The 22,850-nt window shown below is 70.0% G+C and carries 19 protein-coding genes; 8 read left to right on the forward strand and 11 right to left on the reverse strand.

Going from position 1 to position 22,850, the window contains the following annotated elements:
* The first annotated feature begins 89 nt into the window (after window positions 1-89).
* The 3 genes from INQ48_16170 (at window position 90) to INQ48_16180 (ending at window position 3,311) form a co-directional block, all read left to right on the forward strand.
* Window positions 90-1,334, forward strand: coding sequence for an aminotransferase class V-fold PLP-dependent enzyme (locus INQ48_16170; GenBank protein QRF54975.1), 1,245 nt, complete (start codon window positions 90-92; stop codon window positions 1,332-1,334).
* Between the two features lie 194 nt (window positions 1,335-1,528).
* Complete coding sequence (locus INQ48_16175; protein ID QRF54976.1) at window positions 1,529-2,506, forward strand: tripartite tricarboxylate transporter substrate binding protein; 978 nt, start codon at window positions 1,529-1,531, stop codon at window positions 2,504-2,506.
* 13 nt (window positions 2,507-2,519) lie between these two features.
* Complete coding sequence (locus tag INQ48_16180) at window positions 2,520-3,311, forward strand: fumarylacetoacetate hydrolase family protein (protein QRF54977.1); 792 nt, start codon at window positions 2,520-2,522, stop codon at window positions 3,309-3,311.
* On the opposite strand, the gene INQ48_16185 is transcribed toward INQ48_16180, so the two are convergent.
* Window positions 3,260-4,222, reverse strand: coding sequence for a LysR family transcriptional regulator (locus tag INQ48_16185; GenBank protein ID QRF54978.1), 963 nt, complete (start codon window positions 4,220-4,222; stop codon window positions 3,260-3,262). The genes INQ48_16180 and INQ48_16185 overlap by 52 nt on opposite strands.
* A gap of 103 nt (window positions 4,223-4,325) precedes the next feature.
* Here INQ48_16185 and INQ48_16190 point away from each other — a divergent pair, with 103 nt between their 5' ends.
* Both INQ48_16190 and INQ48_16195 read left to right on the forward strand, forming a co-directional pair.
* Window positions 4,326-5,516, forward strand: coding sequence for an MFS transporter (locus INQ48_16190; protein QRF54979.1), 1,191 nt, complete (start codon window positions 4,326-4,328; stop codon window positions 5,514-5,516).
* A gap of 33 nt (window positions 5,517-5,549) precedes the next feature.
* Window positions 5,550-6,608: an aldo/keto reductase gene (locus tag INQ48_16195; protein QRF54980.1), complete on the forward strand. Its 1,059-nt coding sequence runs from the start codon at window positions 5,550-5,552 to the stop codon at window positions 6,606-6,608.
* On the opposite strand, the gene INQ48_16200 is transcribed toward INQ48_16195, so the two are convergent.
* The 8 genes from INQ48_16200 to INQ48_16235 form a co-directional block, all read right to left on the reverse strand.
* A complete protein-coding gene (locus tag INQ48_16200) occupies window positions 6,583-7,488 on the reverse strand; it encodes a 2OG-Fe(II) oxygenase (protein ID QRF54981.1) in 906 nt (301 codons plus the stop codon). The two genes, INQ48_16195 and INQ48_16200, sit on opposite strands and share 26 nt — an antisense overlap.
* Window positions 7,489-7,501: 13 nt before the next feature.
* A complete protein-coding gene (locus INQ48_16205; GenBank protein QRF54982.1) occupies window positions 7,502-8,155 on the reverse strand; it encodes a hypothetical protein in 654 nt (217 codons plus the stop codon).
* A 38-nt stretch (window positions 8,156-8,193) separates the two neighbouring features.
* Window positions 8,194-8,763, reverse strand: a complete 570-nt coding sequence (locus INQ48_16210) for a hypothetical protein (GenBank protein ID QRF60756.1) — start codon at window positions 8,761-8,763, stop codon at window positions 8,194-8,196.
* Between the two features lie 59 nt (window positions 8,764-8,822).
* Entirely contained in the window at window positions 8,823-10,235 is a 1,413-nt protein-coding gene (locus INQ48_16215; protein ID QRF60757.1) for a cytochrome-c peroxidase, read from the reverse strand.
* A 166-nt stretch (window positions 10,236-10,401) separates the two neighbouring features.
* Window positions 10,402-12,825: a phosphoesterase gene (locus INQ48_16220; protein ID QRF60758.1), complete on the reverse strand. Its 2,424-nt coding sequence runs from the start codon at window positions 12,823-12,825 to the stop codon at window positions 10,402-10,404.
* A 293-nt stretch (window positions 12,826-13,118) separates the two neighbouring features.
* On the reverse strand, window positions 13,119-14,555 hold the full coding sequence (locus INQ48_16225) for an MFS transporter (GenBank protein ID QRF60759.1): 1,437 nt from the start codon (window positions 14,553-14,555) through the stop codon (window positions 13,119-13,121).
* 256 nt (window positions 14,556-14,811) lie between these two features.
* On the reverse strand, window positions 14,812-17,625 hold the full coding sequence (locus INQ48_16230) for a diguanylate cyclase (GenBank protein QRF54983.1): 2,814 nt from the start codon (window positions 17,623-17,625) through the stop codon (window positions 14,812-14,814).
* 166 nt (window positions 17,626-17,791) lie between these two features.
* Complete coding sequence (locus INQ48_16235; GenBank protein QRF54984.1) at window positions 17,792-18,502, reverse strand: NAD(P)H-dependent oxidoreductase; 711 nt, start codon at window positions 18,500-18,502, stop codon at window positions 17,792-17,794.
* Between the two features lie 127 nt (window positions 18,503-18,629).
* Here INQ48_16235 and INQ48_16240 point away from each other — a divergent pair, with 127 nt between their 5' ends.
* The gene (locus tag INQ48_16240) at window positions 18,630-19,589 is read left to right on the forward strand and encodes a LysR family transcriptional regulator (GenBank protein ID QRF54985.1); all 960 of its coding nucleotides are present in this window, start codon (window positions 18,630-18,632) and stop codon (window positions 19,587-19,589) included.
* On the opposite strand, the gene INQ48_16245 is transcribed toward INQ48_16240, so the two are convergent.
* Window positions 19,590-20,231, reverse strand: coding sequence for a TetR family transcriptional regulator (locus INQ48_16245; protein ID QRF54986.1), 642 nt, complete (start codon window positions 20,229-20,231; stop codon window positions 19,590-19,592).
* Between the two features lie 95 nt (window positions 20,232-20,326).
* Between INQ48_16245 and INQ48_16250 the strand changes: the two genes are divergently transcribed.
* Window positions 20,327-21,199 (forward strand): NAD(P)H-binding protein, encoded by an 873-nt coding sequence (locus INQ48_16250; GenBank protein QRF54987.1) that lies wholly within the window; start codon window positions 20,327-20,329, stop codon window positions 21,197-21,199.
* 62 nt (window positions 21,200-21,261) lie between these two features.
* Window positions 21,262-21,675, forward strand: a complete 414-nt coding sequence (locus INQ48_16255; protein ID QRF60760.1) for a DUF1772 domain-containing protein — start codon at window positions 21,262-21,264, stop codon at window positions 21,673-21,675.
* 133 nt (window positions 21,676-21,808) lie between these two features.
* Here INQ48_16255 and INQ48_16260 read toward each other — a convergent pair whose 3' ends face one another.
* On the reverse strand, window positions 21,809-22,714 hold the full coding sequence (locus INQ48_16260; protein ID QRF54988.1) for an SDR family oxidoreductase: 906 nt from the start codon (window positions 22,712-22,714) through the stop codon (window positions 21,809-21,811).
* Window positions 22,715-22,850: the final 136 nt, after the last annotated feature.

Consider the following 22,850-nt stretch of genomic DNA (forward strand, 5'->3'; position numbering starts at 1 on the left):
AAAAGAAGGGCTACAACCTTTGATATTTAGGGTAAACCAGCAGAACAAAATGAATTTTGAATGCAAAACTGGCGCCGAAAGGACCTGCCATGCTGCAACTCGACCTCCATCCCACCGGCCGTCACTTCCTCCAGATCCCCGGCCCCAGCCCGGTGCCCGACCGCATCCTGCGGGCCATGAGCCTGCCCACCATCGACCACCGCGGGCCCGAGTTCGGCACGCTGGGCCTGAAGGTGCTCGGCGGCATCCAGCAGATCTTCAAGACGAAGCACCCGGTCGCGATCTACCCGGCCTCGGGCACCGGCGCCTGGGAAGCCGCGCTCGCCAACACGCTGAGCCCGGGCGACCACGTGCTGATGTACGAGACCGGCCACTTCGCCTCGCTGTGGCAGAAGATGGCCACGCGCCTGGGCGTGTCGACCGAGTTCCTCGCCTATGCGGGCAGCGACGAGCAATTGCCGAACGCGCCGAGCTGGCGCCGCGGCGTGCAGGCCGAGCTGATCGAGGCGCGGCTGCGCAAGGACACGGAGAAGAAGATCAAGGCCGTGTGCGTGGTGCACAACGAGACCTCGACCGGCGTCACCTCCGACATCGCCGCGGTGCGCCAGGCCATCGATGCGGCCGGCCATCCGGCCCTCTTGATGGTCGACAGCATCTCGGGCCTCGCGAGCGCCGACTTCCGCCATGACGAATGGGGCGTGGACGTCACGGTCAGCGGCTCGCAGAAGGGCCTGATGCTGCCGCCGGGCATCAGCTTCAATGCGCTCTCGCCGCGTGCGCTCGAGGCCTCGAAGGGCGCGAAGCTGCCCAAGGCCTTCTGGGCCTGGGACGAGATCGTCGAGATGAACAAGGACGGCTACTGGCCCTACACGCCCAACACCAACCTGCTCTACGGCCTCTCGGAATCGCTCGACATGCTGCTGGGCGAAGGGCTGGACAACGTGTTCGCGCGCCACCGCCGCTGGGCCGCGGGCGTGCGCGCCGCGGTCCAGGCCTGGGGCCTGCCGATCCAGTGCGCCGACCCGGCCGTCTATTCGCCGGTGCTCACGGGCGTGATCACGCCCGAGGGTGTCGATGCCGATGCGCTGCGCCGGCTGATCCACCAGCGCTTCGACCTCTCGCTGGGCACGGGCCTGGGCAAGCTCAAGGGCCGCATGTTCCGCATGGGCCATCTCGGCGACAGCAACGACCTCACGCTGGTGGCCATGGTCGCGGGTGTGGAGATGGGCATGAAGCTCACCGGCATCCAGCTCGCGGGCAGCGGCGTGCAGGCGGCGATGGACCATTTCGCGAGCCATCCGGCTGCGCCGGTGGCGCTGAAGAAGGCCGCGTAAGGGAGTCTGCGCGCAGCAGATCAGAACGCACTCCCCCCACCCGTTCGGGCTGATCCTGTCGAAGCCGCGCCCCGCCTTCGACAAGCTCAGGCCGAACGGTTTCCGGGAAGGGTGCGGATGGCCAAGGAAGGTCCAGGCACGGGACTCGCGGCTTCGGCCTTCATCCGATATCACAACCCACGGAGACAAGCACGATGCAACGACGTTCCCTGATCCAGGCCGCGACCGCCGCGGCCGCCACGCTGGGCGTGCCCCGGCTGTTCGCGCAGGACTGGCCCAACGCGCCGGTGCGCATCGTGGTGGGCTTCCCGCCGGGCGGCGGCACCGATGCGCTGGCGCGCGTGGTGGCGCAGAAGCTCACCGTGATGTGGAACCAGCAGGTGATCGTCGAGAACAAGGCCGGCGTGGCCGGCGTGCTCGCGGCCGACTACGTGGCGCAGCAGCCGAGCGACGGCAGCACGCTGCTGATGGCCCACATCAACAGCCATGCGCTCGCGCCCAGCCTGCAGCCCAAGCTGCGCTACAGCGTGGAGCGCGACTTCGTGCCGATCGTGCTGGTGGGCGTCACGCCCAACCTGCTGATCGCGAGCCCGGCGCAGAAGGCGCTCACGGTGAAGGACATCGTGGCCGCCTGCAAGGCCGCGCCCGGCACGCTGAGCTTCGGCTCGGCCGGCGCCGGCTCGGCGCAGCACCTGGCGCTCGAGATGTTCAAGCTGCAGGCCGGCGTCGATGCGCTGCACGTGCCCTACAAGGGCAGCGGGCCGCTGCTGGCCGACCTGATGGGCGGGCAGATCCAGTACAGCTTCGAGACCATGACCGCCGCCACGCCGCACGTGAAGAGCGGCCGCGTGCTCGCGGTGGCGCAGACGCGCACCCAGCGCGCCAAGGGCCATCCGAACGTGCCGACCATGCAGGAGCAGGGCTTCCAGGGCTTCGAGGCCACCACCTGGTACGGCCTCGCCGGCCCGGGCAAGCTGCCAGCGCCGATCGCGCAGAAGGTCAACCGCGACGTCAATGCCGTGCTCGCCATGCCCGACGTGCAGGAGAAGCTCGACACCTACGGCGCCGAGGACGGCGGCGGCTCGCAGGACAAGTTCAGGCAGTTCATCCACACCGAGATCGCCAAGTGGGCCAAGGTGGTGAAGGACGGCAACGTGCGCGTCGAATCTTGAGAAGATCGGCGGCATGAACGCACACACGACCACCCTGCCCCCTGCTCTTTCCGCGCTGGCCGACGCCCTCGTCGCCGCGCGCCGCGCCGACCGCACGCTCGATGCCGTGCCCTGGCTCGACATGCTGCACGCGCCCGCCGAGGCCTATGCGGTGCAGGACGCGGTGGCCGCGGCACTCGGCTGGTTCGACGCGGGCACCCTGCCCGGCTGCTGGAAATCCGGCGGCGGCTCGCGCACTGCGACGCTCACGCATGCGCCGCTGCCGCCCGCCGGCGTGCGCCGGAGCCCGGCCGACTACAGCGACCTGGTGTTCCACCAGCCCGGCATCGAGGCCGAGATCGCGCTGCGCCTGGGCCGCGAGGTCACGCCGGCCCTGGCCGCCTCGCTCGCGCATGAAGACGCGGCCGCGATGGTCGATGCCATGACCGTCTCGATCGAGGTCTGCGATGCGCGCTGGCAGGACCGCGAGGCCGCCACGCCGTTGCTGCGGCTGGCCGACTCGCAGGTGCACGGCGCGCTGGTGCTCGGCGAATGGCGGCCCTTCGCCGCCATCGACTGGGCCTCGCAGCGCTGCGAAACCAGGATCGGCAACGCCGACACGGTGGTGCGCGAAGGCAGCCATCCGCTCGGCGATCCGGCCTGGCTGCTGCCGATCTGGTTGCGCCATCTCACGCGCCATGGCCAGGCCGTGCCGGCCGGCACGGTGGTCACCACCGGTTCCTGGATCGGCCTCTTGCCCTGCGCGCGCGGCGATCAGGTGACGGCCGACTTCCCCGGCATCGGCGCCGTGCGGCTGCGCGTGTAGCGCCCGCCGCCCACGCCCGAGCAGGCCACGAGGAAGTCGAGCACCGCGCGCACCCGCGCCGGCAGGGTGCCGGCCTTGCCGATGTAGACCGCGTGGATCGGCTCCACCTCGTTCGGGTTGAATTCCTCGAGCAGCGGCACGAGCCGGCCGGCGTCGATGTCGTGCTGCGTGTGATAGAGCGACAGCCGCGTGATGCCCGCGCCCGCGATCGCGAGGTGGCGCAGGGTCTCGCCATCGCCCGCGCGCACCGGGCCGGCCACCGGCAGCAGGATCGTCCGGCCGTCGATGCGGAACGGCCAGTCGGGCGCGCTGCGCCGGTAGGTCCAGCCCAGGCGGCTGTGCGCCTCGAGTTCCTGCGGCGTGCGCGGCGTGCCGTACTTCGCGAGGTAGGACGGGGCAGCCAGGAGGGTCTGGCTGGTGTCGCCGATGCGCCGCGCCACCAGGTCGGAGGCAGGCAGCTGGCCCCAGCGGATCGCGATGTCGGCGCGCTCGTCCATCAGGTCGACGATGCGGTCGGTCAGCGCGATGTCGAGCGTGATCTGCGGATGCTGCTCGATCAGCCTGGGCACCAGCGGCACCAGCATGTGGTGGCCGAAGGACACGCTGGCGTTGATGCTGACCCGCCCGCGCGGCGCGGCACCGGCGGCCGCGCAGCGCTCGGCCTCGTCCATGTCGGCCAGCACGCGGTGGCTGCGCTCGTAGAAATGCAGGCCCTCGGGCGTGAGCTGCAGCTTGCGCGTGGAACGGTGTACGAGCTGGATGCCCAGCCGCGCCTCGAGCCGCGCCACCAGCTTGCTGACGGCCGAGGGCGTCATGCCCAGCAGCCGCGCGGCGGCCGAGAAGCCGCCCGCGTCGACCACCTGCACGAAGGCCTCCATCTCGCCCGAACGGTTGACATCGATGCGCGGCATGGCGTGTTCTCCGGTGGAATCGACTTGTGAGTTGAATTCACAAGTGCGTTGACCGGCGGCATTCTAGTCAACGAGCGGCTTCGTCCGCACAGTACAGGGCATCATGCCCATCGCTCTACTCGCCCTCACCGCCGGTGCCTTCGGAATAGGCACCACCGAATTCGTCATCATGGGCCTGCTGATGCAGGTCTCGACCGACCTCCGGGTCTCGATCACGGCCGCCGGCCTGCTGATCTCGGGCTATGCGCTCGGGGTCGCGGTCGGCGCGCCGCTGCTCACCATCGCCACCCGCCGGCTGCCGCGCAAGACCGTGCTGCTGGCGCTGATGGCGATCTTCACGCTCGGCAACATCGCCTGCGCGCTGGCGCCCAACTACGAGCTGCTGATGGGGGCGCGCGTCATCACCTCGCTCGCGCACGGCACCTTCTTCGGCGTCGGCTCGGTGGTGGCCACCGGCCTGGTGGCGCCCGAACGCCGCGCCTCGGCCATCGCCATCATGTTCACCGGCCTGACCGCCGCCACCCTGCTGGGCGTGCCCTTCGGCGCCTGGCTCGGCCTGCACTTCGGCTGGCGCGCGGCCTTCTGGGCCGTGGCGCTGATCGGCGTGGTGGCGCTCGCGGTGCTGGCCGTGTTCGTGCCGCGCGTCGAGGGCGAAGCCAGGCCCGCGCCGCTGCGCGAGGAGATCGCCGTGCTGGCCCGGCCCCAGGTGCTGCTGGGCCTGGCGATGACGGTGCTCGGCTTCGCCGGCGTGTTCGCCGTCTTCACCTACATCCAGCCGCTGCTGACCCAGGTCACGGGCCTGTCGGAATCGGCCGTGTCGCCGATCCTGCTGGTGTTCGGCGGCGGCCTGGCCGTGGGCAACATCCTCGGCGGCCGGCTGGCCGACCGCGCCGTGATGCCCGCGGTGCTCGGCACGCTGGCCGTGCTCGCGGTGGTGCTCGGCACCATGCAGTTCGCGATCGGCACGCCGATCGCGGCCGTGGTCTTCGTCGGGCTGCTCGGCGTGGCCTCTTTCGCCACGGTGGCGCCGATGCAGCTGCGCGTGCTCGAGAAGGCCTCGGGCGCCGGCCAGAACCTGGCCTCGAGCCTCAACATCGCGGCCTTCAACCTCGGCAATGCGCTCGGCGCCTGGGCCGGCGGCGTGGTGATCGACCATGGCCCGGGCCTGCGCGCGCTGGGCTGGGCCGCCGCGCTGCTCACCGTGGCCGGCCTCGCGATCGCGCTGTGGAGCCGCGCGCTCGACCGCCGCGGCGACCGCACCCTGCCGGGCGATTGCGCCTCGATGCGCGCCTGATCCATCGCTCATTCAAACAAAGGAGAAGTTCTCATGGAACAACGCTTTCTCGGCCGCTCGGGCTTCAAGGTGCCCGCCCTCGGTTTCGGCGCCGGCACCTTCGGCGGGCAAGGCCCGCTGTTCAGCGCCTGGGGCAACACCGGTACCGACGGCGCGCGCCGCATCGTCGATATCGCGCTCGATGCCGGCGTGAACCTGTTCGACACCGCCGACGTCTATTCGGACGGCGCCTCCGAGACCATCCTCGGCGCCGCGCTCAAGGGCCGGCGCGACAAGGCCATCGTCTCGACCAAGCTCTCGCTGCGCGCGGGCGACGGACCGAACCAGGTCGGCGCCTCGCGCCACCACCTGGTGGGCGCGACCGAGGCCGCGCTCAAGCGGCTGGGCACCGACTACATCGACATCCTGCAGCTGCATGCCTTCGACGCGATGACGCCGGTCGAGCAGGTGCTGGGCACGCTCGACGCCCTCGTGAAGTCGGGCAAGGTGCGCTACATCGGCATGTCGAACTTCTCGGGCTGGCAGCTGATGAAGTCGCTCGCGGCCTCCGACCGGCTCGGCCTCGAGCGCTACGTGGCGAACCAGACCTATTACTCGCTGGTCGGACGCGACTACGAGTTCGAGCTGATGCCGCTGGGCCTGGACCAGGGCGTGGGCGCGATCGTCTGGAGCCCGCTGGGCTGGGGCCGCCTCACGGGCAAGATCCGGCGCGGCCAGCCGCTGCCCGCGGGCAGCCGGCTGCACGAGACCGCCGGCTTCGCGCCGCCGGCGGACGACGAACGCCTCTACCGCGTCGTCGATGCGATGGACATCGTGGCCGAGGAGACCGGCAAGACCCATGCGCAGATCGCGCTCAACTGGCTGCTGCAGCGGCCCACGGTGGCCAGCGTGCTGATCGGCGCGCGCGACGAGGCGCAGCTCACGCAGAACCTCGGTGCGCTCGGCTGGCAACTGAGCGACGCGCAGATGGCGCGGCTCGATGCGGCCAGCGCGATCGCGCCGCCCTACCCCTACTACCCGTACTGGAACGGGCAGTTCGCGGAGCGCAGCCCGGTGGCGGTGCCGGTCAGCGCGCCGGCAACGGCCGCTTGACTTCGCCAGCCGACACGAAGCGGCGCGCGCGCATCCACTTGGTCACGACCCACTTCTCGCCGCGCGTCACGGGCGCGCTCGCATGCAGCGATCGCGCATCGACGCGGCCCTCGTCGTCGCCGTATTCGAAGTAGCAGGCATTGCCGCGCACCGGCGACATCGCCAGGCCCAGCTGCGGAAAGACGGTCTGGCCGCCCTCTGGCACGTCGTTGAGGTAGGTCACCAGCGTGCTCACGCGCTGGCCGCTGCGTGCGATCGACTCGCGATTGGCCGCGTTGCCCGGCACCAGGTAGTCGTGGTGGGGCTCGCTGCCCGCGCCCTCGGGGTAGTGCAGCAGCTGCAGGCCCTCGCCGTTCTCCAGCGGCAGGTTCATCAGCGCCGACAGCCGCCGGTCGAGGCGGGCCACGAGCTCGTTCTCGGCCAGGCGAAAGAACATGCCCCAGCTCGCGCGCCGGTCGCTGACCACGTCGCGCCCGCTCATCGGATCGACCAGGGTGGAAGGCGCGAGACGCGGACGCGCCATCTCGATCAGCGCCCGGCATTCCTCGGCATCCATCACGTTGCCCAGCGAGGCATGGACCGGGTCCTCGCCGCGCGCATGCACGACGATCTCGCGGTCGATGGCCTGGATCCGCGTGCCCGCTGCGAGCCGCATCGCGGGCTTGTCGGCGGGCGCGTCCGGCAGCTCGACGGCATCGGCCGGCATCGGCGCTCCACGCTGCCGCGCATCCACATGGGCCGCGACGATGGCCTGCGCGGCGCGTTCGTTCATGCCCTTGCCGCGCATCGTGGCGACCAGCGCCTGCGGCAGCTGGCCGGCATCGAGCATGCCCTGGAGCCAGTGCCCCAGCTCGGGGGAGAAGCGCACGACGGTGCTCATGGCCGGCCGCCGCTCAGACGGGACCCAGGTGCGGCACCCAGCCCTTGTCGCCGCGCGTGAAGCCCTGGCGCAGCTGCAGCGGGCCGTTGGCGCCATTCATGATGCGCGCGACCATCGGGAACACGCGCTGCGCGTCGGGGTCCTGCATCCACGGCGCCGGCTCGATGCGGTAGGTGTAGCTCACCACGGCCATCGGATGGCTGGCGTCGGTGCCGGCCAGCTTCACGTCGACGATCTTCTCGCGCTGCAGGTGCGCCACGCAGAAGTCGTTGGCATGTTCGGCATCGCGGGTCGCGTGCGAATGCGGCTTGTAGAACTTGCGGCCCTCGTCGGTCAGCTCGAAGCGCTTGACCGCGCCGTCGGGGTTCTCGGCGCTCTTGGGCGCCGCGACGATGGTGCTGCGCACCAGGCCCAGCTTCTCCATCACCGGGAACTGCACCGCGTGGCGCGCGCCGGAGCCGGCCTCGGCTTCGGTCAGGTCGATCGGCCAGTCGAACATCGCGAGGCAGATGTCGCCGCGCTCGGCCAGGTAGGCATCGAGCGGGGCCGCGAGGTTCTCGGCGGTGGGGGCGCTGGCGTCGGGGCCGGCGCTGCAGGCGGCGAGCGCGCAGAGCGCGGCCATCGCGGTGAGGGTCGTCAGGGTCTGGAGCGAGGAACGGAGAGTCATGGGGTTCTGGTGGAGGTATCGGATAGCCAAGGCGGGGCTCAGTGCAGGTCGAGTTCGTCCGCGACCCAGCCGCGCCGCGTGAGGTGGACGCCGAGGCGCATCTGCATCGTTCCCTCGCGCTGGATCGCGCGCGCGAGCAGCGGAAAGGCCTGCTGCACCTCGGGCGCGGTGGCCCAGGGATCGAGCGCGATGCGGTAGGTGAAGAGCAGCGAAGTCGTGGTGCGGTCTTCGCGGGTCTGCGGCGGGTCCCAGCCGACCAGGCGATCGAGGCTCAGGGTGGCCGCGCAGAGATCGGCCGGGTGCACGACGGTCTGCGTGGTGGTGCGCACCACCACGGGCAGCTGCAGGTAGTGCTCGCGCCCGGCGTCGGTCAGCGCGTATTCGCGCGCGGCCGCGACGTCCTTGCCGGTCACGAAGCCCAGCTTCTCGAGCAGCGGCATCTGCTGTGCGTCGGGCGCGTTCGATCCGGTCGCGACCTTGATCGGCCAGTCGTACTTGGCCAGGCACACATGCCCGCGCTGCGCGAGGTAGTCGTTGGCGGTCGCGGTGAAGTTGTCGCGGTTCGGAAAGCGCGCCTCTTCGTTGCCGCAGGCGCTCAGCACGACCATCGGCAACGCGAGGCACGCGGCGATGCCGAAGCGCCGCCAGGGGCTGGAGCGCGTGACCGTCATTTCGTGCACCGGCCGGAAGCCGCCGGCGTGGCGGACGGCTGGTAGCCGTCGCTCAGCGTGCCGAGGAAACAGGTCAGGTCGGCGATCTGCTGCGCCGTCATGGCCGGTGCCGAGCCCGGCGCGCGCGGCTTCGTGCCGCTGGCCAGCGTCTTCTCGCCACCCTCGCCCGTGCCCAGCGGCACTTCCTCGTCGACGTTGCCCTGTTGCGCGCGCGGCAGGTCGTTGTACTTGCGCACCGTCGCGCCCGGCACGGCCGTGGGCTGCAGCGCCCAGGCCGGATTCGCCCGCGGCGCGCCGCTGCCGTCCTTGTCGGCCGGATACCAGTATTCGGGATGGGTGTCGCGCGTGTTGTAGAAGTTGAGCACCTGCTCCATCGAATGGAACACGCCGTTGTGGAAGAAGCTGCCGCGCGTCGCCACGTTGCGCAGCACCGGCACCTTGAACATGCCGCAGTACGGGTTCGCCGTGTCCGGCGTGGCGGGCATGTGGTCGGTGCGGAAGGGCCCGCACAGGCCCATGTCGAAGTACTTCGGATCGTCGTTGGCCGGGATCGGATCGGGATTGTTCGGGATCGAGCGGTCGTTGCGCGGCGCGGCCAGCGCCTGGTAGGTGAAGTCGGTCATCAATCCGGTGTTGCCGTTGAAGTTGGCGCCCGTGTAGTGGCAGCCCGAGCAGTTGGCGATGCCGCTGCTGTGGAACAGCACCTCGCCGCGCCGCTCGGCGGGCGTCAGCGCGCCGCCGATCTTGTTGAAGACATAGAGGTCGTACTTGCTGCTGTACGGATGGAAGCTCAGGTCCTCGGTCTCGAGGGCCTGGATCGCCTTGCCGAGGTCGTCGAAGGCCACGTCGGTGTCGTCGAACACCTTGGCGCCGAAGGCCTGCTTGAACAGCGCCGCATAGCTGCCCTCGCGCACCGCCTTCACCACCGCCTCCTTCGAGGCGGCATTCATCTCGACCGGGTTGAGCAGCGGCAGCGCGGCCTGCGCCGCCATCGTGGCCGCGCGGCCGTCCCACATGAAGCCGCCGCCCGGCGACTCGGAGGTCACGCCGTCGGGATTCGGTGCGTTGTCGTCATAGGCCGGCGTCGATTCGCGGTAGCGCAGCGAAGGCACGGCGCGCGCGCCGGTCTGCGCGATGTCGGAACCGAGCTGCACCGAGATGCTGTTCGGCGGGCCGTAGGCGTACTGCGGGTCGTGGCAGCTCGCGCACGACATGTTGCCGCCGCCCGAGAGCCGCTTGTCGAAGAAGGCCAGTTGGCCGATCTGGGCCGGCAGGCTCAGCACCGGCGTGCGCGCGGCGGCGGCAGCTTTGGCCGTCGCCGGGTCGCTACTGTTGCAGGCCACCAGGGCCCACAACGCGGCCGCGAGCACCATGCCGAGCGCGACCGTCTTTTCCATTGCCAAGTTCATCATTCAACGTTGCATCCCGCGAAGACGGCCGCGCCACCTTGCGGGATTTCGGAAACCTGAAACGCCGGATTCCAGGCGGTCCGCAACGGATCCCGTCTGGAATGGCATGAGGGGAAAGATCCGCGGAGCGAAGCGATGCGCCTCGCCCCGCGGATCGTCCTTCGGGTTACTTCGTCGCCCAGACGTTGACCTGGCTCGCGTCGGGTCCCACCTGCGGCGTGATCTGGCCTTCGAGCTTGCCGGTGACCGGGTCCTGCACGCCGACGATGTCGTTCGGATAGAGCTTCTGCGTGTAGCCGGCCGGAATCACGTAGGCATGGTTGATCGGCCGCACCGAGTCGAAGTGCGTGTCCGCGCTGCCCGAGTACTCCGGCAGTGCCGCGATGTTGGCCGTGATGAAGGCTTCGGTGTACTTGGCGCGGTTCAGGTAGCTCGCATCGACGGCCGGGTCGGCGATCTGGAACATGTCCTGCAAGGTGCGCACGAACGAGAAGTGGCTGTAGGCATCGCTGTCCACCACCTGCTTCTTCGCACCGCCCACGTCCTGCTGGTTGCTGATGATCCCGAAGATCGAGTTGCCGTGGCCGAAGTTGCCGTTGCTGTAGTTGAGCGGCGGCGCGATCGGCAGGCCCTTGCCGCTCGCGTCCACGGTCAGCGGCGTGGTCTTCGAATTCGGGCCGCCGGCATTCCAGCCGCAGCACGAACCGTTGCTGCCGCCCTCGCCTTCGTCGTACATCACGACGATCGCCACGCGCTTGTTCGGGTTCTTCCAAAGCGCCGAGCTCTGGATCTTCTTGACCACCATGCCGAGATAGATGTCGGCGCGCATCACACCGTTGGCCTGGCCGTTGTTGTTGCTCACGCAGCTGGTGTCGCTGCCGACGCCGTGCATGTCGTCGCACTGGTCGGGCACCACGAAGTTGATGTTGCCCACGTCGCCGGTCTCCAGGTCCTTGCTGAACTGGTCGTAGATCCAGCCGCTGGGCGTGCCGTACACCGAGGTCTTGAGCCAGTCGGCTTCCTGGTACTGCGTACCGAAGATGGTGCGGTTGGTGGCCACGAACTCGGGCAGGTTGCGCGCGTCCTGGAAGGCGATCGACGGGCCGTGCTTGACCTTGTAGAGGCCGTTCACCACGGCGAAGTTGGCCGTGCCCACGAGGCTGGGCGTGGAGCCGTCGAGGTTGGTGACGCCCAGCTTGGCCGCGTCATAGGTGGCGACCACCTTCGCATCGGCGATGCTGTCGGCGCGCACGTCCTGGCCGGGGTTCATCGATTCGCTGTAGGTGCGGATCGTGCGACCGGTCTTCGACATCAGCGTGAACAGGTTGTCGCCGGGGATGTTGTGCACGGTGCCCGTGGTCGGCGTGTCGCCGCAGCTCGCGCTGGCCGCGCTGTAGCCGGCGCGCGTGGCGCTGTTCGCGGGCGGCAGCTTGTCCTGCGTGGGCAGGGGCTGGCCGTCGGATGCCGTGCCGCCCTTGAATTCGACGTCGGTGATCTTGTAGGGACCGTCGGGAACCACGCCGCAGCCGAACCAGTTGTCGTCGGTGATGCCGAAGTCGTCGCCGCCGCCCAGCGCGCTGTAGTTGGGCTCGGACGGGTTGCCGGTCGAGTAGTAGGTGCTGAGCTGGTTGTACTTCTTGAGGATGTAGTTGATGTTGACGGCGCGCGGGTTGTCCACGATCACGTCGGTCGACTTGTTCTCCTCGATGATCACGAAGATGTTGTCGTAGGCCGGCACGCCTTCGACGTTGAAGGCCGCCTGCTGCGCCTGCGCGAAGGTGATCGGCGCCTGCTTCTGCAGCGGCTGCGAACGCGCGACGCTGCTGCCATCCTTGTTGCTGAGTATCACGCCCGACAGGCCCACCAGGCGCGGGTCGCCGCCCGCCACCGCGAGGTGGTCGGGGAACATGTCCTTGCGATCGAGCTTGGCCGTCGCGTAGGTGTAGCGGTTGGTCAGTTCGTTGTCCTGGTACAGGGCCGCGTACTGGTCGGTGCCCTTCAGGCCGTTGACGTCGGCCAGCGGATCGGTGAGCGCGGCCGTGCCGAGGTTGAAGGTGGGCACGTTCAGACGCGCGAGCAGGTTGGCCTTCTCGGCCTTGTAGCTGCTGCCGTTGGCTTCCACCAGGCGCTGCGCTTCGCTCGACAGCGGGCTGATGACGATCTTCGCCGCGCCCTGGTCGGCGATCTGGTCGGCCGAGGCGCGCAGGATCAGGTGGCTCGCGACCTTGGCGCCGGTGGCCGTGTTGGTCGCCGAGCTGCCGATGTCGGCCACGAGCTGGCCGGTCTGGGTGGTGGTGGTCAGCGTGAACTTGCCGCTGGCGTCGGTGGTGGTCGAGACCTCGCCGCTGTCGAGCACGCCGTTGCCGTTGGCATCGACGAAGACCGTGGCCTTCGCGTAGTAGCCGGCCTTGAGCGTCGGGTTGCCGGTGTTGCTGCCGGGCACGTAGCCGCTGGCGGCGACCACGCCGCTGAGGGTGACGGCGTTGCCGCTGCCGTCGCCGGGCGGCAGGAACGCGAAGCCACTGCCGCCACCGCCACCGCAGGCGGTGAGCACGGAGGCTGCGAGCACCGTGAGCGCGGGGCACAGCAGGCCGGTCTTGATCTTGTGGATGGGTTTCAAAGTCGACTCTCGATCGTTGGGGAATGCGAACGGACGCACGGATTCGCCGAATCCGGCGGCCCTTGATTCAAGGACCGGTCGATGGTGGTTTTGCCAAATGTCAGTCCGAAGGCAGCAGACTTAGGTGCGCATTAGCGTTTTCTTCCACGCTCGGAAACAGCGCGCGCAGGCGCACGCGCGGCGTGCGCGGCACGCCGTAAAAGCAACGGATCTGCGGTTTCGCGCCCCGTGGTCAGGGCGCGGTCAGCGAGCCTGGGCGGCTGCTATTTCGGCGCGGCTTCGCGCCGTGCGAGCGCATGCATCTGCGTGGCTTCGCGCGGCAGCCACAGCGAGAGCGCGAACACGGCGAGGCCCACCACCAGCATCATCACGAAGGTCAGGTGCAGCGAGCCGCCGAGCGCGAGCCGCAGCGCCGCGTCGCCGGCCGCGGGCGAGGCCGGGCCCTGCAGCAGCAGGCGCAGTTGCTCGTCGGTGAAGGCGAGGCGGCCGTCGGCGCGCGTGAGGCCGAAGTTGAAGACCGCGCCGAAGAAGGCCGCGCCGAGCGCGCTGCCGAGGTTGCGCGAGAACACGTTGGACGCGGTGGCGCTGCCGCGCTGCGCGACGTCGACCGACTCCTGGATCAGGATCAGCGAGCTCAGGCTCAAGAGGCCCATGCCCAGGCCGATGACGAACGAGCCCACGCCCGCGAGCACCGGCGTGCTGCCCGCGGCGAGCAGCACGAAGCTCGCGCAGCCCACGGGGATCAGGGCCGCGCCGGCCACGAGGATGCGCCACAGGCCCACGCGCTGGAAGATGCGCGAGGTCAGCGTGGCGCCGATCGGCCAGCCCAGCATCACCATGGTCAGGGTGAGGCCCGCGGTGACCGACGAGCGCTCGAGCACCACCTGCACGTACATCGGCAGGAAGGTGGTGATGCCGATCAGCACCATGCCCGCGAGCAGGGCCGCGCCGTTGACGGTGGCGATGACGCGCGCGCCCCAGAGCTTGAACGACACCATCGGGTCGGCCGCGCGGCGCTCCTGCCACACGAACAGCAGCACCGTGAGCACGAAGGCCGCGCTCCAGCCCCAGGCCGAGGCGTCGTTGCCGATGCCGAACTCGGTGAGCGCGATCATCAGCGCCGCGATGCCGGCGGCGAACAGCACCGCGCCCACGATGTCGATCGAGGCACGGCGCGTGGCCGGCGTCTCGTGCAGGAAGGCCCAGAAGCCCAGTGCGGCCGCGAGGCCGATCGGCACGTTGATCCAGAAGATCCAGGCCCACGAGAGCTTCTGCACGATCAGCGCGCCGAGCATCGGCCCGAGCACGGCGGACACGGCCCACACGCTCGCGAGGTAGCCCTGCACCTTGCCGCGCTCGCGCACCGGATAGAGGTCGCCCACGATGGTCAGCGCCACCGGCTGGATGGCGCCGGCGCCGATGCCCTGGATCAGCCGGAAGCAGATCATGGCCGGCATCGACCACGAGAAGCCCGCGAGCAGCGAGCCGACGAGGAAGATGGCGATGCCCGCGAACATGACGGGCTTGCGCCCGTAGAGGTCGGAGAGCTTGCCGAACACCACCGTCATCGCGGTCTGCGCGAGCAGGAACGAGGCGAAGACCCAGCTGTAGAGATGCAGCCCGCCGAGCTCGGAGGCGATCTGCGGCATGACGGTGGAGACGATGGTCGCCTCGATCGCGACCATGGCCATCGACGCCATGATCGACGCGATGACCAGCGGGCGGTGGGTGGTCTTGGTGGGAGGGGCTTCGGGTGTCACGCGGGACTTCCTGGGAGGCGCGGTGCGTCGGGGCACATCGGGGCGCGGGAAGCGCACGGGGCACGGGCACGGATTGCGAAGGGCTGCATGCTATAGCCATCACGAGCCCCTGTCCGCTGCTCGGACTCTTCGCAGGATCAGGCAAGTGCGAGTGCAAGCGAGGTGCGCGGGCGCCCTGCCCCGCGCCCTCGCCTCGTCAGCCTTCGCCTTCGGGCGGCTCGAGGAAGGACGGCTGCGAATGCGGGAAGGCCGCCTTGCCCTGGGCGCCCTCGCCCGGCACGAAGAAGGCATAGCGGTTGCGGCCCGCGGCCTTGGCGGCATAGAGCGCGGCATCGGCGCGCGCCAGCAGCTCGGCCGCCGTGACCGCCGATTCGGCCGGGCCGTGGAAGGCGATGCCGATGCTGGTCGCGACCTCGATGCGCTGGCCGTCGACGCGGAAGGCCGGGTGGTTGATCTGCGCCACGATCTTCGAGGCCACGGCCGCGACCGCCTCGCGCTGCTTGAGGTTCTCGATCACCAGCACGAACTCGTCGCCGGCCAGCCGCGCCGCCATGTCGCTGGCGCGCACGCAGGCCTTGAGCCGGCGCGCGTACTCGGCCAGCACGGCGTCGCCCACCGCATGGCCCAGCGTGTCGTTGATGGCCTTGAAGCGGTCGATGTCGAGGAACATCACGGCCAGCGAATGGCCGGTGATGCGCCCGCGCAGCACCGCGTCGGGCAGGAACTCGTTGAAGGCCAGCCGGTTCGGCAGGCCGGTCAGGGTGTCGATGCGCGCGAGCTCGATCAGCTGGCGCTCCACCAGCTTGAGCGCCGTGATGTCGAGCGCCAGCGAGAAGATGCCGTGCGTGCTGCCGTCGCTGCGCGTGTCGGGCACGTAGATCACCTGCGTCACGCGGTCGTAGCCCGCGCGCTGCGTGCGCGCCTCGAACTCCACCTTCTCGCCGGCCAGCGCGCGCGCGAGCATCGGGCGGCGCGTCAGGTAGACCTCGCGGCCCGCCACCTCCTCGAGATGGCGCCCTTCCACCTGCGCGGGCCCGAGGCCCAGCCAGGCGTGGCTGGTGGCGTTGGCGAAGGTGATGCGCTCCTCGCGGTCGATGTAGGTGATCAGCGCCGGCATGCTGTTGGTGATGGCGCGCAGCCGCAGCTCGCTCTCGGCGGCGCGCAGCTCGGCCTCCTTCAGCGCCGTGATGTTGAAGGCCATCAGGTAGAAGCCCAGCACCTCGCCCTCGAGACTGATGTCGGCGATCAGGTGGGTCTGGAAATGGCCGTCGCTGCCGTGGATCGGGGCGTCGACCGGGAAGTGCGCGTTCTTGCCGGCCAGCACCGAGGGCAGGTGCGGCCGGATCTGCGCGTACACCGCCTCGCCGAGCGAGGAGCGCAGGCTCACGCCCGCGAGCGGGCCGTCGAACAGGTCGGCGAGCTTCCGCGCGCGGCTGTTGGCGAACAGGCAGTTCTCGTCGCGGTCGAAGTAGCCGACCAGCGCGGGGATGCTGTTGGTCACGTCGCGCAGCCGGCGCTCCTGCTCGGTCAGCGCCTTGCGCACGTTCACCTCGTCGGTGATGTCGAAGGTCATCGCGAACACGCCGCGCACCACGCCCTCGGTGTCGCGGTCGGGGATGTAGTGGGCCTTGTAGGTGCGGTCGCCGACGCCGCGCGCCGGGTTGCCGGCCTTCTCGATGATCACGGTCTCGCCGCGCAGCGCGCGCTCGTAGTAGGGCGCGACCACCGCGAAGTCCTCGGCGCCGCGCGCCTCGGGCATCGCGCGGCCGACCAGCTCGCCGTCGTCGTGCATCGCCTTCACGTGCGCATTGACGAAGGTGTAGCGCAGCGCCGCATCGACGTGCGAGACCAGCGCGGGGATGTTGTCGGCGATGGTGCGCACCTGGGCCTCGGAGCGCGCCAGGCGCAATTCGCTGGCGCGCCGCTGGGCCATCAGTTGGTCGAAGCTGCGCGCGAGCTCGCCGATCTCGTCCTGCGCGTAGCGCTCCGGCGGCTCGGGCACGCCGGCGGCCGGGTCCTGCGCCGACTGCATGCGCCCGTGCAGCGCGGCCAGCGGCGTCAGGCGCCGCCGCACGAAGCCCAGCGCGAGCGCGCCCGCGAGCAGCGCCGCCACCAGCCCGCCGCCCAGCGCCACGCGCTCGATCGCGTCGATGCGCGCGAAGGCCTCGCTGCTCGGGTACATGGCGCCGACGATCCAGTTGGTCTGGTCGGTGCGCTGGAACGCGAACAGGCCCTGCACGCCCGATTCGTCGATGCCCTCGCTGGTGCCCTCGAAGCCCGCGATGGCGCGCCGGATCTCGGGGTTGGCGCCGTTGTCGGTCGGCAGCCGGGTCAGGATGCGCGCCGCGTCGGGATGGTCGACCACCACGCCGTCGGCCGTGAGGATGAACAGGTAGCCGGTCTTGCCGAAGCGCACGTCGGCCAGATCGCCGAGGATGTTGCGGTCCTTGAGATTGAGCGCGCCCGACACCACGAAGCGCACCTTGCCCTGCGCGTCGAGCACCGGCTCGGTGATGGCGATCTGCGCCAGGCCGTTGAGCCGGTTGCGGTAGGGCCGCGAGATCAGGCCCAGCCCGGACTGCACCGTCTGCTGGAAGTAGGCGCGGTCGCGGATGTTGATGGTGCCGACCTGGCTGGCGTTGCTGAGGTTGGCGACCAGGTTGCCCTCGAGGTCGATGAAGGCCACGTTGTCGAAGGCCAGGCGCAGCGACTTGTGGCGCTCGAGGAAGGCCTGCAACGGCCGGCCGTCCTGGAAGTTCTGCGCCTCGACGCTGTCGACGAAGGTCTGCAGCAGGATGCGGCGGCTGCCGAATTTCTGGTCGACGCCGGTCGCGATCGAGGACACGCGCGCGAACTGCTCGCCGGTGATCGAGGCCCGCAGGCTGCCGCGCACCAGTTGCAGCGCGACCATCGCGATGGCGACGGTGGCGGCCAGCACCACGGCGGCGACGCCGAGGCTGACGCGGGTGTGGAGTCCGAAACGGCGATGGAACGGTCGCGAAGGGGTCATGAATGGGATGAAGGGGCCAGGGCGCGCCGGGGTTCCGTGCCGGCTCGTGCAACCTGGGGCGAGTATCGGTGCGTTCGTCGGTCAGCGGAAGGTGAGAAACGTCATACACCTCCGCTTGCCCATACGCGGCGGGCACCCGAACGGATGCAGCCGCCGCGCGCACCCGTCAAGCCGCGACCAGCGGCTGGCCGGCCGCCGGGGGCGTCACCGCACCGGCCAGCGCATCCACCATCGCGTCGACCTCGGCCTCGGCCCGGGCCAGCGAATCGGCCAGCAGCGCGCCGCCGAACTCGTCGCCCTCGGCCGCGGCCTCGTGCACCTCGGTCAGGCCGATGTACGAGAACGCCGTGCGCACCATCGCCTCGGCATGGTTCATGTGCGCGATGCGCCCGCCCGGGCCGTAGCCATGGTCGCCGCGCGCGCCCAGCAGCACCAGCCGCTTGCCGGGCGGCAGCATCGGCCAGTACGGCACGGCGCCGCGCGCGCGGTCGAAGCCGAAGGTGCGGCCGACGCGCACCACGTTGTCGATCCAGGCCTTGAACTGCGCCGGCACGCCGAAGTTGTACATGGGCAGTCCGACCACCACGAGGTCTGCGGCCAGCAGCTGGTCGACCAGGCGGTCGCTCTCGGCCAGGCGCTCGGCCATCCAGGGCTCGCGCTGCTCGGGCGCGGTGAAGGCGGCATGGATCCAGCGAGCGTCGACGAAGCCCGGCGGCTGCTGGCCGACGTCGAGGTGCTCGACCGCGTCGCCGGGCCGCAGCGCCTGCCAGCGCTCGACGAAGCGGGCCGACAGGCGGCGCGAATGGGAGCCATGGGGATCGGTGCCGGAGCGGCCCGGGCGCGCGCTGGCGTCGATATGGAGCAGTCTGAGGGACATGGTCGGTGGTCCTTGGAATGAGTGAATGGATGTCTTTCGTCTCGCGGTGCCAGAATGGCGATCGGCCGAGTCGTACCCAGAATCTATGGGCCTCGGCATGGCACCACAAACGATCGTTTCTCCTCCAATGAACGAGCCAGATTCATCCGTCAGGCCCCCCCGGCGATTGCCCCCGCTGCTCGCGCTGCGCGCCTTCGAGGCCGCGGCGGCGCATGGCAGCTTCCTGCGCGCGGCGCACGAGCTGTCGGTCACGCCCTCGGCCATCAGCCACCAGGTGCGCGCGCTCGAGGACACGCTGGGCCAGCCGCTGTTTCGCCGCCTCACACGGCAACTGGCGCTCACGCCCGCGGGCGCGCGGCTGTTCGAGGACCTGCGCCAGGGCTTCGACGCGCTCGAGGCCGGCGTCGAGCGGCTGCGCCGGCCGGCCGCGACACAGGCCGTGACGCTGAGCACCAACACCGCCTTCGCCGCGCGCTGGGTGATCCCGCGCATGGCGGCCTTTCGCGCGGCCTGCCCCGGCATCGAGCTCCGGCTGCATGCGAGCGACACCGTGGTCGACCTCGCGCGCGGCGAGGCCGACATCGCGGTGCGCCTGGGCAGCGGCCGCTGGCCAGGCCTGGCGGCACGCGCGCTGATGCCCGAGCGCTACGCGCCGCTGTGCAGCCCGATGCTGGGGCTGGCGCGCGTGGAGGATCTGGCGCGGCACCGGCTGATCCATTGCGACTGGCAGCCGCAGGCCCATGCGCCGGCGCTGTGGCCGCGCTGGTTCGAGGAAGCGGGACTGGCGCCGCCGCGCGGCCGCTCGGCGAAGCAGGCCGCGCCGGCCGCGCCAACCGCGCGGGAGGCCGAGCTCTCGTTCTCCGACGAGACCCATGCGATCCTCGCCGCGCTCGGCGGCCATGGCGTGGCGCTCTTGAGCCTCACGCTCGCGGCCGAGGAGCTGCGCAGCGGCGCGCTGGTCCAGCCCTTCGGGCCGGCGCTCGATACCGGGCGCTACTTCCTCGCCACCGCGAGCGGGCGCGAGGACGAGCCTGCCGTGCGCGCGGTCTGGGACTGGATCGCGTCGCAGGCACAGCCGGCCGGCTGATCAATCCTCGAAGGGCTCGGCGATCTCGCGAAGCGCCATGCGCTTGTAGGCCGCGACCAGCGCCGCGCCTTCCTCCGGCGCCACGCCGATCGCGAGGCGGATCGTGGCCTCGCCGAGCTCCCAGATCAGGAAGGCGGACTGTTCGATCTCGGCGATGCGTTCGCGCTCCGCATCGCCATGCACCTTGCGCATCGCCTCGGCCAGCATGCCGCCCGCGATGCGGCTCTCGGCGATCTGCAGCCCGAGCAGCTGCCGGTCGGCCTGCATGCCGCTCCAGATGTCGCGCATCACGGGCCGCGCGCTGACGATCTCGAAATAGCGGTCGACCAGCGCCGAGAAGGCCAGCCGCAGGCTCGCGAGATCGTGCACCTCGCGCAGGCCCTCCTCGATGCAACCACGGCTGTGCAGGTTGATGCGCTCGGCCAGCACGCGGATCAGCGAACTCTTGTCGGGGAAGTACTGGTAGAGCGAGCCGATCGAAATGCCGGCGCGCGCGGCCACCTCGCTCATCTTCAGTGCGTCGCTGCCGCCGTGCTCGATCAGCGCCGACGCGCATTCGAGGATCAGCTCGACGCGCGCCTTGCTGCGCTCCTGCGTGGGGTTCTTGCGGGCGCCCGGGGTGGCGGTGGCGATCTGGTTCATGGCGGGGACGACTCGAAAAAACGGTTGACGCTCGAAATGTGAGGGAATATCATTTTTTACGTGAGCAATCCTCACATTAACCCAAGGAGTCCCCGATGGCAATCGATCAGACCCGGTCGCAGGCGCGCGACGACGCAAGACCCATTCTCGTACTGGGCGCCCACGGCAAGACCGGCGCGCGCGTCATGGCCCTGCTGCAGGCCGCCGGCCATGCGGTGCGCGCCGGCTCGCGCAACGCCCGGCCCGCCTTCGACTGGAACGACCGCGCCACCTGGGGCCCGGCGCTCGAGGGCGTGCGCGCGGTCTACATCGCCTACCAGCCCGACCTCTGCGTGCCCGGCGCGGTCGAGACCGTGCGCGCCTTCTGCGAGGCGATCGCCCGGGCCGGCGTGCGCAAGACCGTGCTTCTCTCGGGCCGCGGCGAACCCGAGGCCGAGGACGCCGAGAACGCGCTGCGCGCCAGCGCGCTCGACTGGACCATCGTGCGCGCCAGCTGGTTCTTCCAGAACTTCAGCGAGAACTACTTTCTCGAGGAGATCGTCGCCGGCGAGATCACGCTGCCCGAGGGCCTCGCGCCCGAGCCCTTCGTCGATGCCGACGACATCGCGGAGATCGCGGTCGCCGCGCTGCTCGATCCCGAGGGCGGGCGCCATGGCGGCCAGCTCTACGAACTGACCGGCCCCGAGGCGCTGGACTTTCCCGAGGCGATCCGCCGCATCGGCCAGGCCGCGCAGCGCGGCATCGGCTGCCGCATCGTGACGATGGACGACTACGCCGCCGCGCTGGGCCAGGCCGGCCTGCCGAGCGATCTCGCGTGGCTCGTGATCTACCTGTTCAAGACCGTGCTCGACGGGCGCAACACGCCGGTGGCCGACGGCGTGCAGCGCGCGCTGGACCGGCCGCCGCGCAGCTTCGCCGACTACCTCGCGCGCACCGCGCCCACCGGCGTCTGGGGAGCCGCGTCGTGAGCGGCAAGCTGCTGACCGCGCTGGTGCTGGCCGGCGCGCTGTCGAGCGCACTGGTCGCCGGCATGTTCTACGCGTTCTCGTCCTTCATCATGGCCGCGCTGGCGCGCGTGCCGCCGGCCGAGGGCATGCGCGCGATGAACGCGATCAACCTGACCGTGATCACGCCGAGCTTCATGGTGCTGTTCATGGGCACGGCGGTGCTCGGCATCGGGCTTGCCATCTGGTCGCTGTTCTCGATCGCGCAGACCGACTCGCAGCTGGTGCTGCTGGGCGCCCTGCTCTACCTGCTCGGCTGCTTCGGCGTGACCATGGTCTTCAACGTGCCGCTCAACGACCAGCTGGCCGCCGCGCCCACCGAGGCGCCGTGGAACAGCTACCTCGAGACCTGGACCCTGTGGAACAGCGTGCGCACCGCCGCGGCCGCGCTGTCGTCGGTGGTGCTGGTGGCCGTGGCGCTGCGGCAGGCCGAGGGTTGAAGGCGGGATCGGACAGCCGAACGCAGAGGACGCGAAGGTTTCGCAGAAGTCGCAGAAGGAACAACCAAAAAATGGATGTTCTTCTGCGACTTCTGCGCTCCTTGGTTTTCGTTCTGCGTTCGGCTGTCCAAATTCAAGGCGCGCGCAGTTGCTCGCGCAGCTTGGCGCCGATCTCGGGCCGCTCGAGGAAGGGGTCCGCGGGGTTGGTGATCGAGACGATGTTCTCCATGCGGCTGCGCACATTGCCCAGCGCCTTCGGATGGCTGAAGACGTAGAACTGGTTGTCGCTGATCGCCTCGAAGACCTTGGCCGCGACCTCGGCCGCCGTGATCTTGCCGCTGCTCACCGCCTTGTTGCTCATGGCCTGGCCGATCAGCTGGCTCTTGGTGAGTTCGCTCTGCGCGGGCGCGTCGGGCCGGTTGCGTTCGCTGCTGGTGATGCCGGTGGGCACGAAGTACGGGCACAGCAGGCTGGCGCCGATCTGGTCGGTGACCAGGTTCAGGTCCTGGTACATCGTCTCGGTGAGGCTCACGACCGCGGCCTTGGCGGCGTTGTAGATGCCCATGTTCGGCGGCGTCAGCAGGCCGGCCATGCTCGCGGTGTTGGTCACGTGGCCGCGGTACGAGGGGTCCTTCGCGGCGGCCTCGAGCATCATCGGCACGAACAGGCGCACGCCGTGGATCACGCCCCAGAGGTCGACGCCGAGCACCCAGTCCCAGTCGGCCACGGTGTTCTCCCACACCAGGCCGCCCGCGCCCACGCCGGCATTGTTGAAGACGAAGTGCGGCGCGCCGAAGCGCTCCTTGACGGCGGCGGCCAGCGCTTCCATCTGCGCCGCGTCCGACACGTCGACCTTGCGCGCCAGCACCTGCGCGCCGGCCGCTTCCATCTCGGCCTGCGCCTTGTCGAGTGCGTCCTGCTGCACGTCGACCAGCACGAGGTTCATGCCGCGCGCCGCGCCGATGCGCGCGCATTCGAGTCCGAAGCCCGAGCCCGCGCCGGTGAGCACGGCGGTCTTGCCCTTGAAGTCCTGAATCATTGGATACGTTCCTTTGGAATGGCTCTGCGCCGAGCATTAGAGCGCGTCGGCGCGCACGCGGCTGTCGTTCGTGCGACGCAGCGCGAAGCCTTTGGTTTACGCATGGGCCGACGGGGCCGAAGGATGTCTCCGAAGC

The organism is Variovorax paradoxus (assembly GCA_016806145.1).
Classification (GTDB): domain Bacteria; phylum Pseudomonadota; class Gammaproteobacteria; order Burkholderiales; family Burkholderiaceae_C; genus Variovorax.